Below are 15,792 nucleotides of genomic sequence, written 5' to 3'. Positions count from 1 at the left end.
TATAAATACAAATATGAATTTTTTTGAAAAAATCCAGAGAAAAATAAAATTAAACACTCATGCCGGAACACTCTACCAATGTCCGTTTTGCGGTTATAAGTCGAAAGATTTAGAAACTGTAGGTCATGATCTTCCTATACTTAAAAAGAAACATGTTATTGGCGGAGGAAGAAGAGCAGCGGGATGCTATAAATGCCACTCGCGTGACAGAGAAAGATTGCTTTACACCTTTCTTATCGAAGAATTAAGACTTCCATCCGATAAAAACATCAGCATTCTTCATATTGCACCTGAGCCAAAACTGTCGCAGGTTTTACTGAAACAAAACTTCAAAGAATATATTTGTGGTGATCTCTTTACCGAAGGATATAGCTATCCGGCACATGTTAAAAACATGAATGTTTTAGATTTAAATTTCCGAGACAATCATTTCGATCTTTTTCTTTGCAACCATGTTCTTGAACACATCCCCGAAGATATTAGAGCGATGAAAGAAATTTTCAGAGTTTTAAAGCCTGGAGGTCATGCGCTTCTCCAAGTTCCGATTTCTAAAAATTCTGCTGAAACGGTTGAAGATTTTACGATAGAAGATCCTAAAAAGAGAGAAGAGCTCTTCGGACAGTTTGATCACTGCCGAATATATGGACAGGATTATGTAACCCGTCTTGAAAGTGTGGGTTTTAAAATTAACAGAATCAACATTTCCGATAAATATCCATCGTATGGCTTAAATCCTGAGGAAGATTTGTTTTTCTGTGAAAAACCTTTCTTTAAAAATTCTGAGTTGTGATAAGTATAGTAAGTCCTGTGTATCGTGCAGAAAAAATTCTCCCAAAACTAGTGCGTGAGATAAATAGCATGATGCAAAAACTAAACACGGATTATGAGATTATTTTGGTTGATGACCGAAGTCCAGATAATTCGTGGGAGGTTATGAAAAATTTAGCAGGATTTCACCCGGCTTTAAAAATTTACCGTCTGAGCAGAAATTTTGGACAGCACGCTGCGATAATGGCCGGGTTATCAAAAGCCACGGGTGAATGGATTGTAGTTATGGACTGTGATCTTCAGGATCAGCCCAAGGAGATCGAAAAACTTTATTTAAAGGCTCTTGAAGGATATGACATTGTTCAGGCAAGTAGAGTACAAAGAAAGGATGGACAATTAAAGAAATTAAGCTCAAGGGTATTTTATAAGATTTTTAATTACCTTGCCGGTATTAAAATCAACAATGAAGTAGCTAACTTTGGTATTTATCACAAAAAAGTAATCAGACAGGTTTTAAATGTTAACGATTACATCAAATTCTTTCCACTTTTTATCAATTGGGTAGGTTATAGAGCCACCACTGTTGATGTAGATCATCAGGAAAGAGATGAGGGAAAATCATCATACAGCCTTGGCAAGCTTATATCTCTTGCTTTTAATGTGATTGTCTCTTTTTCTGATAAACCTTTGAAATTGTTTGTGAATCTGGGAGCTACAATTTCTCTAATATCATTTTTAGGAGGAGCATGGGTATTTATAAAAACTCTTCGAGGAGAAATAAGTGAACCTGGCTACAGCTCACTGATTCTTTCAATCTGGTTTTTATTTGGAGTTACTTTTATGTGCCTTGGTATTTTAGGAGTATATCTCGGAAAAACTTTTAACCAAACAAAGAATAGACCTGTATATATTATCGATGAAGAATAATCTTACCAAGCTCGAATGGGACAGCAATTTTTTCGCTAAAAATATTGGAGAATTACACATCATAGATGATGATCTAAGAAATCTGGAACTTAATGATAATCAATATGAATTGATTATTATTAAACAAAAAAAGGATTCAGATATCAAAATTGAAGGTTTTACAGAAACATTTAAAGAAACAAAGATCGTGTTTTCAAAAAAATTATGTAAAGAAAATACAGAGTCTTCACATGAAATTTTTGACACAGATTTTTTGCCGCAAGAAGATGAATATTTTTTTCAGCTTGCATACGAAAGTGGAAAATACAGCAGATTTCTATTAGATTCTAAATTTGGTGAAGCAAAATTCAGAGATCTTTATCAGTTATGGGTAAGAAATAGTCTCAATAAAAAATTTGCTATCAAAACTTTTTTCACAAAAGACAAGAATTTGGGAGCAACAGGTTTTGTAACAGTTCAGCAAAGTAACGCAACTGCAAAAATAGGGCTCATAGCTATACACCCCGAATTACAAGGACAAGGCATAGGAAAACATCTGTTAAAGAAAGCGGAAATCTATTGCAAGGAAAATGCAATGACTGAAATGGATATTCCAACACAGGAACAAAATGCTGGTGCATGCAGATTTTATCAAAAAATGGGGTATGTAGTAAAGGAGCGTATCATTTTAAAACATTTTTGGAAAAAATAATATGAAAAGCAAAATGATTATTGGAAGTGGGATGATATTCATTATCGTCCTATATTTTCCTTTTTTTATTTTCGGCGAGAATTCCTATCTAGGATATCCTGCAGATTATTTAGATTCTAATTCGGTCTGGATGAAGATTCTTTCGGAAAGTGGATTGTCTTTTTCAGCAAATAGCACTCCACTTCCAAATATCGAAAACCAGTTTAGAGTCAGCTACGGAAATGAGCTCGATTTTATTTATCTGTTGTATAAAATACTCACTCCTTTTTATGCTCTCGTTGTTAACAGTTTACTAATTTCGCTTACCGGATACGTTTCGCTTTTAAGTTTAGGAAAATATTTATGTCCTAAAATTAACACCTTTCTTTTAGTAATTGTTTCCTTAACTTTTGCTTTACTAAATTTTTGGCAATTTGGGGGTATCAGCACCGCAGCTACTCCAATAATTATAATGATATTGCTAAAACTATTAAGATATCAGCGTATTCATTTTTTCTATTATTTATTTGCCGCTTTTTACATTTTATATTCAAGTTTTATTGTTTATGGAATGTTTCTCATTTTCCTTTTAGGTATTTTCACAATATACTACAGCGTAACAAATAAGAAAATAAACAAATCAGCATTTGCTTTTTTATGTTTATTGGTAATGGGCTACCTAATAACCAACTATCGTTTTATTATGGAAACTGTAAACCCCACTTTTGTTTCCAATAGAAATATTGGTATAGCCGGTGAACTCATTTGGAAAACAGGCTTAGAAACAGTTTTCACAAGATTCTGGACAGAAAATAGCGATCACGCTCCGGCAAGACACCAGTTTATTGTTGCCTCTTTCTTTATCTATTGTATCTCTTCATTTTTTATCCCTTTAAAGAATATAAAGAAAACGATTGCTATTTTTTGTTTAATTATATTCAACTGCTTTTTTTCATACTTTAATATTAACCTGTTCCCAGGTCTTATAAAAGCTTTAAAGCTTGATTTCATGTTTGGTCTTACGCTTTACAGATTCTATTTTTTTAATGGTCTACTTTGGTACATAATATTGATTTTTATTTTAGAGGATCTCAGTAGCATGGACAAAAAAGCAATTACTATTACAGCTGTACTTTTTCTTTTTGTTAATTTTTATACAGTACTAAGGATTAATATTCCCTATCAAAATATCAGACATTCTTTCAGAGAGTACTACTTTTCATTTAAAGATTACTACATGATTGAAGAATTTAAAGAAATCTCTAAATTACTGCCGGAAGACAAATCAAAATACCGGGTCATAAGTTACGGCTTTGATCCTGCAGCAGCTCAGTATCATGGATTTTATACCGCAGATGGGTATTTTCCTTATTACGAAAAATCCTATAAAAACAAATTCCGGAAGCTCATTACACCCATATTGAATAAAAATCCAGAATTACGAATAAAATATGATTCTTATATGGGACAAAATTTTGTTTTTACCGACAATTTTGTTATTGGTCAACAGGTATTACAGAAATATTCCAAAGAGCCTAAGGAACTTCTTATTGATAAAGATGCCATTACTGAATTACATATCAATTACATTTTTTCTACAATACCCTTAACAAATGTATACCTCACTCCGTATAAAGTAATACATTCAAAATACTGGCAATATGTTTATATATATAAAGTAACATCCGATGAGTAGTAAATTTATCGTCTTTGCAATATTATTGAGTATAATACAAAAAACATTATATATTTAACGTTAATTTGTAATTGTTATAAACTCATTCGCAAAACACAAAGTTAAAAACAAATCAATATTTGAATAACATGATCCCTTTTAACAAACCTCACCTTACTGGAAGAGAAACCCAATATATTGAAGAAGCTGTAAAATCAGGAAAAATTTCCGGCAACGGAATTTTCACGCAAAAGTGTCATCAATTTTTTGAAGATACATATAAATTCGGTAAAGTACTTCTTACAACTTCTTGTACCGACGCACTAGAAATGGCAGCTATTCTTGCCAATGTTGAAGCGGATGATGAAGTTATTATTCCTAGCTACACTTTCGTCTCTACCGCCTTGGCATTTGTGAGACAAGGGGCAAAAATAATATTCGCAGATTCATATAAAAACAATCCAAATATTGATGCTGATCAAATTGAGAGTTTGGTAACTTCAAAAACAAAAGCTATTGTTGTAGTGCATTACGCAGGAGTAGCTTGTGATATGGAAAAGATTATGGATATTGCAAATCGTCACCAATTAATTGTAATTGAAGATGCAGCACAAGCTATTGATAGTTATTATACGTTTTCTGATGGCACCAAAAAAGCGTTAGGCAGCATAGGACATTTCGGAGCATTTTCTTTTCACGAAACCAAGAATATAATTTCAGGTGAAGGAGGAATGTTAACGATTAATGATACACAATACATTAATCGTGCAGAAATAATCTGGGAAAAGGGAACAAACAGAAATCAGTTTTTCAGAGGAGAAATCAATAAATATGGCTGGGTAGATACAGGTTCCTCTTTTTTACCAAGTGAAATAATTTCAGCATTTCTTTGGGCTCAATTGGAAAATTTAGAAGTCATTCAGGAGAAAAGATTGAAAATATGGAATTATTACTTCGACAATCTTAAAGAGTCTGATTTTATAAGACTACCAGAAATCCCTGTATATGCTACCAATAATGCTCACATGTTTTATTTACTTTTTGAAAATATAGAAAGTAGAAGCAAAATGATTGAGCATTTAAAGCAAAATCAGATTTTATCTGTTTTCCATTACCTTTCACTTCATAAAAGCGAATATTACCAAAACAAACATGATGGAAGAGTACTCTCGAATTCAGATACTTTTGAGAACACACTATTGAGAATTCCACTGTTCTATGATTTATCGGATAATGAAATGAATAAAATAACAACCGTTATACAAAATTTTCCAAAATAAAATTAATATGTGCGGAATAGCGGGAATCATCACGAACAACGCCAGAAATTATCATGAGGAGCTGAAAAAAATGACCGATGCCATTGCGCATCGCGGTCCGGATTCTTCTCATGCTGAATTTTATGATAATGCAGCTTTAGGGCATCGCAGACTTTCTATTATAGATCTTTCCGAAAACGGAAAACAGCCCATGTTTTCCTCTACAAAAAACGAATGCATCGTATTGAACGGGGAAATATATGGTTATCTCGACATTAAATCCAACTACTCTGAATATCCTTACCGCGGAAGTTCAGATACAGAGGTAATGCTTGCCATGTATCAGAGAAAAAAAGAACACCTCATCCATGATCTTCCGGGAATGTTTGCTTTTGCCATCTGGGACAACGAAAAACAGCAACTGTTCTGCTCAAGAGACCGATTTGGAGAAAAACCATTCTATTATGCTATCGGGAACAATAATGAATTTATTTTTGCCTCAGAAATCAAAGCAATACTCGCTTCCGGGCTTATCCGTCCCAAAGTGAGCAATCTGGCTCTTTCCCATTATCTTCAGCATGGCTATGTAAGTACATATCAAAGTATTTATGAAAATATTCATGCTCTTCCTCCTGCCCATCAGCTCATCTGGAAAGATGGCAGTATTTCGGTTTCAAGATATTACAGTCTTCCTAAGAAAGACAGAGCCTTAAGCTTATCAGATGCTAAAGAAGAATTTACTTATCTGTTAAAGAATGCTGTAAAAAAACAGCTTGTAGCCGATGTTGAAGTGGGAAGTTTTCTCAGTGGAGGTTTAGATTCTTCTTCCATTGTAGGGCTTGTTGCTGAATTTTTACCTAAACAGACAACGATTAGTTTCGGGTACGATCACGAATCAAGCGAACTTAAATATGCCAAAGAAATAGCCGATAAATACAATACCAATCACATTGAAGTTCACGAAAAAAAAGAAGATCTGGTAACTGCTCTTTTAAAAACTTCACCGTTTTTCGATGAACCTTTTGCAGATTATTCTTCAATTCCGCATTTTGAAATCTGCAGAAATGCAAGGAAAAATCTTACGGTTGTGCTCTCCGGTGATGTTGGAGATGAATTATTCGGCGGCTACAACTTCTACACCATTGAAAATAAGCTGAGAAATCATTTCAGTTACAAAAATATTATTGCCCAGTTTGGATTAAAACTGTATCAGAAATTAAAGCCAATTTCTTTTATCAGTCAACAAAATATTGAAAACAAAAATATTCTCGATTTTCATCAAAACTTTGTAAGAAGAGCTTTCTCAAAGCAAGAAAGACAGGCTTTAGGACTGCATTCAGATTATGAACAGCCTTACAGTTTTATCCCAGATCCGGATTCATTAAATGATATCATGCGATTTGATATCGAGGATTTTGTGCCTTCGAATATGATGGTAAAATCCGACAGAATGGCAATGGCAAATTCCTTAGAAGTAAGAACTCCGTTTCTTGATCTGGATTTTGCAGAATTCTGTATTCAGCTTCCGGAACAGCTTAAACTTAATAACAATAACGATAAGATCATCCTTCGCGAAGCGATGGGCTCTTACTGGACAGAAACCATCAGAAAACGTCATAAACAGGGCTTTGGAATGAGTGTTTCAAATTGGTTTGAAGAACAGCAGCTAATTAATTTTTCAGATGAATTATTGAGAGATAAAGAACAAAAAATCTTTAATTACATTGATTTTAAGGCTACTCAGAATTTGCTGACAAAAGATTATAAACACTGGTGTCTTTTACAGCTTGCTCTCTGGGCACATAACAATAAATCGTTTATATAATGTTGGGTATTTCTGTTATAATTCCTGTTTATAATGCTTCCCGATTTTTGAGGAAATCGGTAGAGTCTGCTTTGAGGTTTGAAGAAGTAAAAGAAATTATTCTGGCTGAAGATTGTTCTACAGATAATTCTTTGGAAATTTGTAAGGAACTGGCATCAGAAAATTCAAAAATTAAATTATTTCAACACCCGGACAAAGGAAATCATGGCGCAGGAGCGACAAGAAATCTGGGCATTGAGAAAGCCTCACAAAATTTTATCGCATTTTTAGACGCTGATGATTATTATCTTCCCAATAGGTTTGATGCAGAAAAAGAGCTGTTTAAAAATTCTGAAATCCATGGAATATTCGGTGCAATTGGCGTTGAATATCTTACTGAAAAGGGAAAAGAAGAGTATCAGGCTAAATTTAAAGATTCGCCACTCACCACAGTAAATTATCCTGCAGACGGGAAAGAAGTTTTTAGAGGATTATTAAACTTAACAGATAAAACATTTGGTTCCTTTTTTCATCTGAATTCCTTAACGATAAGAAAATCTGCGCTGGAAAAAAGCAAGCTTAGATTTAATAAAGATCTAAGAGTTCATCAAGACTCTGACTTTATCATTAAATTGGCTTACCACTGTCATCTTAAATCCGGGATTATAGACGAAGCAATCGCCGTAAGAGGCGTTCATGATGATAATAGAATTACAAAAATTATTCGCTATTCTCCACAATACAACCAAAGACAGCTTTTGTACTGGAAATCTCTTTACAATTGGGCAATCGAAGAAAAGCTACCTTTAGAATACAAAACAAGAATTTATCTTAGCTATAAGTCTTTTGATTTATCTCAGTTAAAAGGAATGTCAAAATACATTACCATTTTAATTGAAGGGATTAAAAATCCCCAAATACTAAAGACACAATATCGTTTTACGTATTTAAATTAATGTAACTTCTATGAAGAAAAATGATAATTTAATTCGGCTTAAGGCTTTAAGGTATGTTGTAACTTTCTCTAATATTACTTCATCTTTCTGTTTCTAATCAGCAATTTTGGTAAAAATCCATTTCAGGTTAATTTAATTTTAAAACTTATGAAAATCTCCGTCATCACTCCCGTTTATAACGCTGAAAAATATATAACTCAGGCTGTGGAATCCGCACTTATGTTTGATGAAGTTCATGAAGTTATTTTAGTGGAAGATAAATCTCCTGATAATGCCCTCCAGATTTGTCTGCAACTGGCTGAAAAATATGAAAGAGTGAAGCTCTTTCAGCATCCTGATAAAGGAAATCACGGAGCAGGACCATCAAGAAACCTAGCTTTGGAAAAGGCAACAGGCGATTTCATAGCATTTTTGGATGCCGATGATTATTATCTTCCCAACCGCTTTGATGCCGAAAAAGAATTATTCAAAGATCCAAAAGTAGAAGGTGTTTATGGTGCTTTGGGTGTTCATTATTACTCTGAAAAAGCAAAAGAACAGTATTATAGTCTTTTTAAAGATAATTTAACAACAGTTTACAAAAGGCACGATCCAAAAGATGTCTTTCCAGGACAACTTCATATGAGAGGAAGTTTTGGACTTTTCAGTATCGACTGTTTAACAATTAGAAGAGATTCCATGATCAAAAAGCTGAAACCTTTTTTTAAAACACATTTACGACTTCATCAGGACACAGAATTTTTATTCCGTCTTTCATATTATCTTGATCTTTATCCCGGAATTTTAGATAAGGCTGTTGCGATGAGAGGAGTTCATGAAAGCAACAGAATTACTGCTGTAGATTCTAAAAAAGTAAATCCTGCAACATCAAGAGTTTTACTTTGGAAAGAAATAAGTGACTGGGCACAAAATGAACCTTCCATTTCTGAAGATGTAAAACTTCATATCAAAAGAATGCACAGGAGCTATCAAATTGCTCTGGCTTCTCCACTGGAAAAATGGGGAATGATTGTAAAATATCTTTTTACAGATTACAAAAGTATCCGCTCCGGGCTTTACAATATTAATTTCAGAAAATATCTATTCCGTTGAGAATTTCTTTCCCATTAAATATTTTTTTTCAAAAAAATTATTATAAGTATAAACAACAGAGAAACCATTCTTCCTGTAAAAATGGTTTGCATTATTATTACTCTCTACCTCTAGTTCATAGTAATCTGTATCTTTCAATTCTTTTTCGAAAGCCTGAAGTAGTTTTTTTCCGATACCTTTATTCTTCATATTCCTGTCGGTCGCTATATATACCAACTGTATCTTACAGGCAGATGAATACTGTTTTGTAAAAAACTTAGCTAAGATCAGCATTAGATATTTGGGATGGAAAGCCAATGTTAATAAGGTGTTCCATATAAAATAAATCTTTTTACTATTTATAAATTCATTATAAAGTTTTTCTACGTCATAAGTCCCGAACACGAATCCTAAAAGTTCAGAGTCTTCCCATTCACCCAATAAAATGTAGTCTTTCTGTCTGATCTGAAATTTATAGAAAGTTTCTATAAAAGGTAAAGAATACTCAGACAAAAGGCTTGGAAGGCTTGTCTTTTGTATCTTGGCAATCTGCGGTATATGGCTTTCGTCCAGCTTTATAATCATTACTTCAGTACTTTATAAATAAGTTTCGGTCCCATAAAGTTAGCAAGAGCAAGCGGTAGCTTTTTCCACATATTGATAAGAAAATGTATCAGTTTTCCGTCTTCATCATTTTTATGATGAGTTTTATTAAAATAATAATAGTAAAGCTGAACTGGTTCTGCACCCCATGAAATTTTATAAATTGCGGTTCCCTGATCTTCTCTGCTTCTTCCCAAATCAAAGAAAGGAATTTTTTTACCTATTGCAAATTTGATGATATTCCAATACAAAGCGTTATTCAAAGAATATTTATTATATTCTTTCAAAGTGGCTGCATAAGGATGATGTATAGCATGATCATCATATATAAGACAAGCTGCGGAAACCGGTTTATGATCCAGATACATAATTATAAATTCAGCTTTATATAGAGAGTCTTCTGTAAAACCCTCAACGATGTTTCTGTAAAAATCTTTACTATGCGTTGGAGTGCCCAGATCTCTCCATGCCGTGGAAATCACTTTATAAAAATCATCCAGTAATTCTGCTTTTCCTGTTTTAACAGTATAATTAAGCTTTTCCCCTTTTCTTACCTGATTTCTTGTTTTGGATTTTACTTTCTTATTCCATACAAAATCTTCCCCACCGCTCAGATCAAGAAGATAAGTGAAATAATCTTTTATTAGAATATGATTAAAGTTTTCGGAAATATTAATCTTATCTCTTGTCTTAATAAGAATAGGTTTGTTAATATCTTTAAAATCATCTTTAGACAAAGGCTTTTCAAATTTAAATACTCCTCCGTCTGTAATATATGGTGAATTTGAAAATAAAGATCCGTTTCCGTATAAATTAATTTCATTTCCCTGAATATTTAATGTTTTAATATCCAGAGAATAGGTTTTGGCAACAATATTTTTCCAGTGCTTTCCTTCAGCAAACTTATACCATTGCTTCATAATTTTCAAATTTATTATTAAAACATACATTATATTCCTGAGTTCTGAAATCTGATCTCAGAAAGTTTATAAATCTTTTATCCAATCCGTTATAGTTCTTGTCCATCTCTATAATACCGGGATGAAGCATGATCTCAATATGATCATCATTCCCTTTTTCCAGATAATTAAAGAGGTTTTCCTCATTAATTTCACATGTATTCAGAATACTGTAAAATTTAATCTCATTTTTATTATCATTAAAAAGGCTCAGAAATCTTAAAAGCAGAAGCTTAATAATATTTGCCAGACTTGCTGTCCTCAAATTGAATTTAGAACTCGTTATAATATTTTCATTGATTTCCCGAATTCTCTTAATGGAATGTTTTTTCGCAAGTTTTTTTACTATTTTATTGATGGACGGAATGATATGGATATGTTCATGCCCATCGATATGATTTAAGAAAATATTATTTTTTTTCGCTTCCAGCAACTGGCTTTCTATTTCATGTTCCAGAGCATCCAGAACTTTCTTTTTTTTTGGCATCAATAGAAGCTTTACAAAACTTGAATTCAGCTTTCCGTCTTTCGCCAATACATTTCCTTCGTATAAAGCCTTTCCACAAGTAAGATTTACATGAAGACCTATTTTAAGATCCGGACAGACAGGAATGATTTCTTTTAAAGCATGATTAAAAAAATCTGTATTGCACATTAAACTGGCATGAGACAGATATCCATCCAAATGGGCATTTTTTATTGCTTCATTAACCCCCAATGAAAATCCCAGATCATCAGCATTTATGATTATTTTTTTTTTCATCGGCTAATGCTTGTTCTTTACTGAAAGATTATTTAAATTATAGAAAGTCTTAAAATTCATTTCTTCACTTGTATCTTTATTAATATTGCTATCAATATATTCTTCTCCGTTTTCTAAAAAAATTCTTCTGTTAAAATTCCCGAAAGTATCTGTGTAAAAATTAAAAGATTCTGAAAGTATTACATTTTTGGAAGTTCGTCTGGCTTCTGCAATCTGTGACGTAATGTAAGAATAGTTTTTTCTTCCATTATAAGATAACAATACACTTATAATGAAAAACGAAACAGAGAAACATGAGGTGAATATGTAAACTAAAGTGCTTATTTTTTGTGCCTTATACACTTCAACACCTTTAAAGTATATGGAGAATATAACTACAAGAAACATTGCATTGGTAAAAAACAACAGTCTTGTTCCTAATAAAGGTGAATAAGCAACTATGGGTATGCAAAGCAGTCCTAGCAAAAAGAATATAAGCAGTCTTATGAAAAAGATCTTTTGTATCGATTTTTTACGGTAGAGAAATAATACCAAAATAACAGATGAAACCAAAAAAAGAACCAATTCCAAATTGTAATATCTGTATAAATTCAGAATACTTTTGAAATTCTTCAGGTAATCCCATATATTAAACCCGTAGGATTGCTTACCCACAACTTTAAATTTAACTCTGTTTGCAGGTGCAAAAAATAACAGCAAATAACCGGCAACAAGAGAAATATGTGAAATAGCAATCTTATAATCTATTTTCTTCTTTTTTATAAAAAAATTCCAGAACAATGCGAGAAATGAAGCACCTATAAGAACAGGCGGTACATGTTCATTACACATTCCTATAAAGATTCCTGAAAAAATAATCAAGAAAATATTAACATGATGATTTTCTAAAATGTTATTGTTGTTAAGATAATATTCTGAAACTATAAATATATAGAGCAAATAAATGATCGTTGTAAAAGTATAATTTGTAATAAAAGGTGTATAATAAAACATTTCTCCGAAATAATTGATCAGAAAAATGAAGAGCCCTGCAATGATTATTAATTTTAAGAGATCATTCACATTTCTCAAAACCGGCAGTCTTCTTAAAGTCAACAGAAAAAAAACTACTATTAAACTATTGAAAGTCAACAATTCAAAAATAATTTTTAAAAGAAGATGCCTAGAAATCAGATTACAAAAAAATTGCCCGATTCTGGGATTTCCGACAAAATAAGCATTGCCGTATTCCTGAAAAACATTAAGCTTCGTAGGATACAGATAATAAAGTTCATCCCGTAAAGGCGGATAATACATAGCCGAAAGAACAAAACAAAAGTTGATAAAAGCTATAACAAAATAGGGAATATATTTACTCTTCATTTTTTATAATTTCATTGAAATATAAAGGTCTGTTTTTTACCTCAATATGAATTCGTCCTATATATTCACCAATAATTCCTAAAAAAAGAATGGTAAGAGAACTAAAAAAAATCGTAACTGAAAGTAAGGTAAGGAAACCTGTTTTTGGCTCATGATTTATGTGGCTTCTGTAAATGGAAAATATCAGAAACAAAAATGAGAAAAAACATCCTAAAAAACCTATAAATGTAGCTATCCTAAGTGGTTTTATAGAAAACTGAATAACACTGTCTATAGCAAGTTTATATAATTTCAGAAAATTATATTTGGAAGTTCCGGCATTTCTTTTTGGTGCATCAAATTCTATGATATGTGCATTTCTCAGCCCAATTAACGAAAGCATACCACGAAACATTCTGTCTGTTTCATTTAAGCCATTCATCCACAGAACATACTTTTTATCCAAAAGCCTGAAATCAGGCATATTTCTTGGAATTTTAACGTCAGAAAGAAAATTCAGTATCCAGTAATAAAGATTTCCCATGATTTTATATCTTAATCCGGCGTCCTCATTATCAGTCCTTTTAGTAAGTATAAGTTTCTCTCCGCCTAACCATAACTTTATAATCTGTACGGCAATTTCTGGAGGGTGCTGCATATCTGCATCCATAAATAAAACACTGAAATCTTTAGATTTATTTTCAGAAACTGTATAATTAAGACCTGCCGTCATTGCCAATTCATGTCCAAAGTTTGTAGACTGATTTATAATGACGATTTTCTCATTAATTTTCTGGCGTTTCAGTAAAACGTCTAAAGTATTGTCTTTAGAACCATCATTTACAAATACAAATTCATAATCCTCAAATCTTATTTTAGCAAGTTCTGATTCCAAGGAGTCAATTAAGATATCGATATTATCTTCTTCATTATACGCAGAAATAATAAAATAAACTTTTTTCATACAAGAATGTTTAAAAATTTCATTTCTTTATAATATACTGAGTATCGTTAAATATGAATAAGATATATCGTAAGTGGAAAAAGTATGGGAAAACATCATTTCTGTCATAGTTTTATTCATTTATGTTTAGCAAAAGTAAGTAATTTATCTAAATTTTCTTTAAATAATCTCTGCAGGGTTTTTCTATAAATTGATAAAAAAATCCTGAAATAATTATTAAAACAGGAATATAAATCCAGAAGATCATACTTTTATCATATATCCTGAAATAATCATATAAAAACGATCTTAAAATAAACAAAACAGGAATATGAACAATGTAAATAGCATAGCTTATTTCACCTAAATATTCCAACGGCTTTAAAGACATTATTCTGGTTAAAAACCCATTATTCATAGAGATTAAAACAATCAGCGGTACGAAAAACACAGCCATTAATCCATCATGATAATAAAGTGGTACAAACAGCAGGGATAAAACTATAAAACTGAAAACCAGTATTATTGCCCAGTCATAGTTTTTTTGTTTACAATTTTTAACAAAAAATATTCCTGCAAGGTTTCCGATTAAAAATTCATTAATATGCAGTAGCGGAAAGTAAGAAATAAAATCGTGACTTTTTGAAAATCTCCCTTCATACAATCCTGAAAACATAAAATAGTTGCAAAAAACCTGAGTGGCAATCCAGATTACAATACCGGTAATCCAGATGAATTTGTATTTTTTTGAGTAAATATAATTGTATAAAAAAGGAAAAATAAGGTAAAAGAAAAATTCTACCGAAATCGACCATCCCGGAAAATTCAGAATTAAAACTTTGCCGGGAAACCAGCTCTGAACTCCTGTCAAATATGCAATTATCGGCGAAAAAGCGGTTTCCTGAGACCGCGTAAACAGATACAGAAGTAATCCTATTACATACAATGGATAAATTCTTGCGACCCGGTTACGGTAAAAATCAAAGTAATTGATTTTTTCTTTGGAATGATACGCAACAATCATGATAAATCCCGAAAGAATAAAAAAATAACTTACGCCGATATTCGCCTTGGCAAAAATCTCCGATATATATTTTATTTTATAGACAAAAGCACCTTCACCATAGTGAAAAATCACAATTGCGATTGCAGCAAGAAATCTTGTAAATGTAATCTGACTAATTTTCACGAATCAAAAATACACTTAAAAGTTTTTATTTAACAAAAACACCAATGTATTTTCCTTCGTATTCAACGACTGTGGTTTCAATACTATTCTTTTCACAGAAATCCTGATAGGCAGAATTGTCTCCAATATCATCACTAATGAAAACTCCTCCTTTTCTCAAATGGCTGTAAAGTTCATTATAAGCCCAGAATCTTCCATTGTAACTCTTATCAGAATCATAATGTATAACGTCAAAAGACGCACTGTCTGCAAAAATTTTGGGAAGAGATTCTCTATCTGCAAAACGATATAATTTCCAGTGAGATTTCAGATTTTCAGGAACAATACATCCCACATACTGATCGCCGTCCTGCGCAAGATACGGCATATCTGAACTGTACAAAGTCCCGTTTCTTTTAGTTAAGGAAAGCAATGCAGCCAAAGAGGACCAACCATACGCAACGCCTGTTTCTACGGCATTTTTAGCGTTGGTAAATTCACAAGAATAATAAATCAGTTCCAAAGCTCCTGCTCCACCCATTTTAATAGGGCAATCATCCTGTCTTTTCTGAGAATCTTTTAAAACTTCAGCAAATTCAGTCTGGAAAGGCTCAATATCAATTCCGAAAAGCTGGGAAACCGCCTGTTTTTGCGAAACCGCTCTGGATGCAGCCCAGGAATTTGTTTTTTCTTTTCCTTTAAAGGCATTTCCCCGGTTTACAGTATTTTTTACAATTTTACGTCCTAATTCAGGGTAAAGATCGGGTCTTTTAAGATAGGCTACAAATGTTTTGAGAACTCTGGATATTTCGCTCACTGTGTTAAATTTAAGCCACAAAAATAAAGATTTTTCCGTTATCTTTAGGATATAATTATCTTTGTAAA

Annotated in this window: 15 protein-coding genes; 8 read left to right on the top strand and 7 right to left on the bottom strand. The window is 32.3% G+C overall.

All coding sequences use genetic code 11. The features are described from left to right. Positions 1-13: 13 nt before the first annotated feature. From KKI44_RS15935 to KKI44_RS15900, 8 genes are all read left to right on the top strand, one after another. Positions 14-790, top strand: coding sequence for a class I SAM-dependent methyltransferase (locus KKI44_RS15935; RefSeq protein ID WP_214588274.1), 777 nt, complete (start codon positions 14-16; stop codon positions 788-790). After that, positions 787-1,695 carry a glycosyltransferase family 2 protein gene (locus KKI44_RS15930; RefSeq protein WP_214588273.1) on the top strand — a complete coding sequence of 303 codons (909 nt, stop codon included), beginning with the start codon at positions 787-789 and terminating at the stop codon, positions 1,693-1,695. The genes KKI44_RS15935 and KKI44_RS15930 overlap by 4 nt, the downstream gene beginning before the upstream one ends. Then, positions 1,685-2,386, top strand: a complete 702-nt coding sequence (locus KKI44_RS15925) for a GNAT family N-acetyltransferase (protein WP_214588272.1) — start codon at positions 1,685-1,687, stop codon at positions 2,384-2,386. Before KKI44_RS15930 ends, KKI44_RS15925 begins: the two co-directional genes overlap by 11 nt. Before the next feature lies 1 nt (position 2,387). Beyond that, positions 2,388-4,061: a DUF6044 family protein gene (locus KKI44_RS15920; RefSeq protein WP_317195183.1), complete on the top strand. Its 1,674-nt coding sequence runs from the start codon at positions 2,388-2,390 to the stop codon at positions 4,059-4,061. Positions 4,062-4,189: 128 nt separating this feature from the next. After that, a complete protein-coding gene (gene rffA / locus KKI44_RS15915; protein ID WP_214591170.1) occupies positions 4,190-5,320 on the top strand; it encodes a dTDP-4-amino-4,6-dideoxygalactose transaminase in 1,131 nt (376 codons plus the stop codon). Positions 5,321-5,327: 7 nt separating this feature from the next. After that, positions 5,328-7,124 (top strand): asparagine synthase (glutamine-hydrolyzing), encoded by a 1,797-nt coding sequence (gene asnB / locus KKI44_RS15910; RefSeq protein ID WP_214588270.1) that lies wholly within the window; start codon positions 5,328-5,330, stop codon positions 7,122-7,124. Further along, positions 7,124-8,059, top strand: a complete 936-nt coding sequence (locus KKI44_RS15905) for a glycosyltransferase family 2 protein (protein ID WP_214588269.1) — start codon at positions 7,124-7,126, stop codon at positions 8,057-8,059. Before asnB ends, KKI44_RS15905 begins: the two co-directional genes overlap by 1 nt. A 147-nt stretch (positions 8,060-8,206) precedes the next feature. Further along, positions 8,207-9,151, top strand: a complete 945-nt coding sequence (locus KKI44_RS15900; protein ID WP_214588268.1) for a glycosyltransferase family 2 protein — start codon at positions 8,207-8,209, stop codon at positions 9,149-9,151. Here KKI44_RS15900 and KKI44_RS15895 read toward each other — a convergent pair. The 7 genes from KKI44_RS15895 to KKI44_RS15865 all read right to left on the bottom strand — a co-directional run bounded on the left by KKI44_RS15895 (position 9,140) and on the right by KKI44_RS15865 (position 15,724). Beyond that, positions 9,140-9,715 carry a GNAT family N-acetyltransferase gene (locus KKI44_RS15895; protein ID WP_214588267.1) on the bottom strand — a complete coding sequence of 192 codons (576 nt, stop codon included), beginning with the start codon at positions 9,713-9,715 and terminating at the stop codon, positions 9,140-9,142. The two genes, KKI44_RS15900 and KKI44_RS15895, sit on opposite strands and share 12 nt — an antisense overlap. After that, positions 9,715-10,653, bottom strand: a complete 939-nt coding sequence (locus tag KKI44_RS15890) for a GNAT family N-acetyltransferase (protein ID WP_214588266.1) — start codon at positions 10,651-10,653, stop codon at positions 9,715-9,717. Before KKI44_RS15890 ends, KKI44_RS15895 begins: the two co-directional genes overlap by 1 nt. After that, on the bottom strand, positions 10,637-11,455 hold the full coding sequence (locus KKI44_RS15885) for a ChbG/HpnK family deacetylase (RefSeq protein WP_214588265.1): 819 nt from the start codon (positions 11,453-11,455) through the stop codon (positions 10,637-10,639). Before KKI44_RS15885 ends, KKI44_RS15890 begins: the two co-directional genes overlap by 17 nt. 3 nt (positions 11,456-11,458) lie before the next feature. Next, positions 11,459-12,817 (bottom strand): DUF6056 family protein, encoded by a 1,359-nt coding sequence (locus KKI44_RS15880; RefSeq protein ID WP_214588264.1) that lies wholly within the window; start codon positions 12,815-12,817, stop codon positions 11,459-11,461. Continuing rightward, positions 12,807-13,760, bottom strand: a complete 954-nt coding sequence (locus KKI44_RS15875; RefSeq protein ID WP_214588263.1) for a glycosyltransferase family 2 protein — start codon at positions 13,758-13,760, stop codon at positions 12,807-12,809. Before KKI44_RS15875 ends, KKI44_RS15880 begins: the two co-directional genes overlap by 11 nt. A gap of 148 nt (positions 13,761-13,908) precedes the next feature. Next, a complete protein-coding gene (locus tag KKI44_RS15870; protein WP_214588262.1) occupies positions 13,909-14,928 on the bottom strand; it encodes an acyltransferase family protein in 1,020 nt (339 codons plus the stop codon). A gap of 25 nt (positions 14,929-14,953) precedes the next feature. Next, positions 14,954-15,724 carry a class I SAM-dependent methyltransferase gene (locus tag KKI44_RS15865; RefSeq protein ID WP_214588261.1) on the bottom strand — a complete coding sequence of 257 codons (771 nt, stop codon included), beginning with the start codon at positions 15,722-15,724 and terminating at the stop codon, positions 14,954-14,956. Between the last annotated feature and the right edge of the window lie 68 nt (positions 15,725-15,792).

This window comes from Chryseobacterium sp. ZHDP1 (genome assembly GCF_018603435.1).
GTDB lineage: Bacteria > Bacteroidota > Bacteroidia > Flavobacteriales > Weeksellaceae > Chryseobacterium > Chryseobacterium indicum.
Note: the sequence above shows the minus strand (reverse complement) of the source record. Positions and strands in the feature narration are given on the sequence as shown.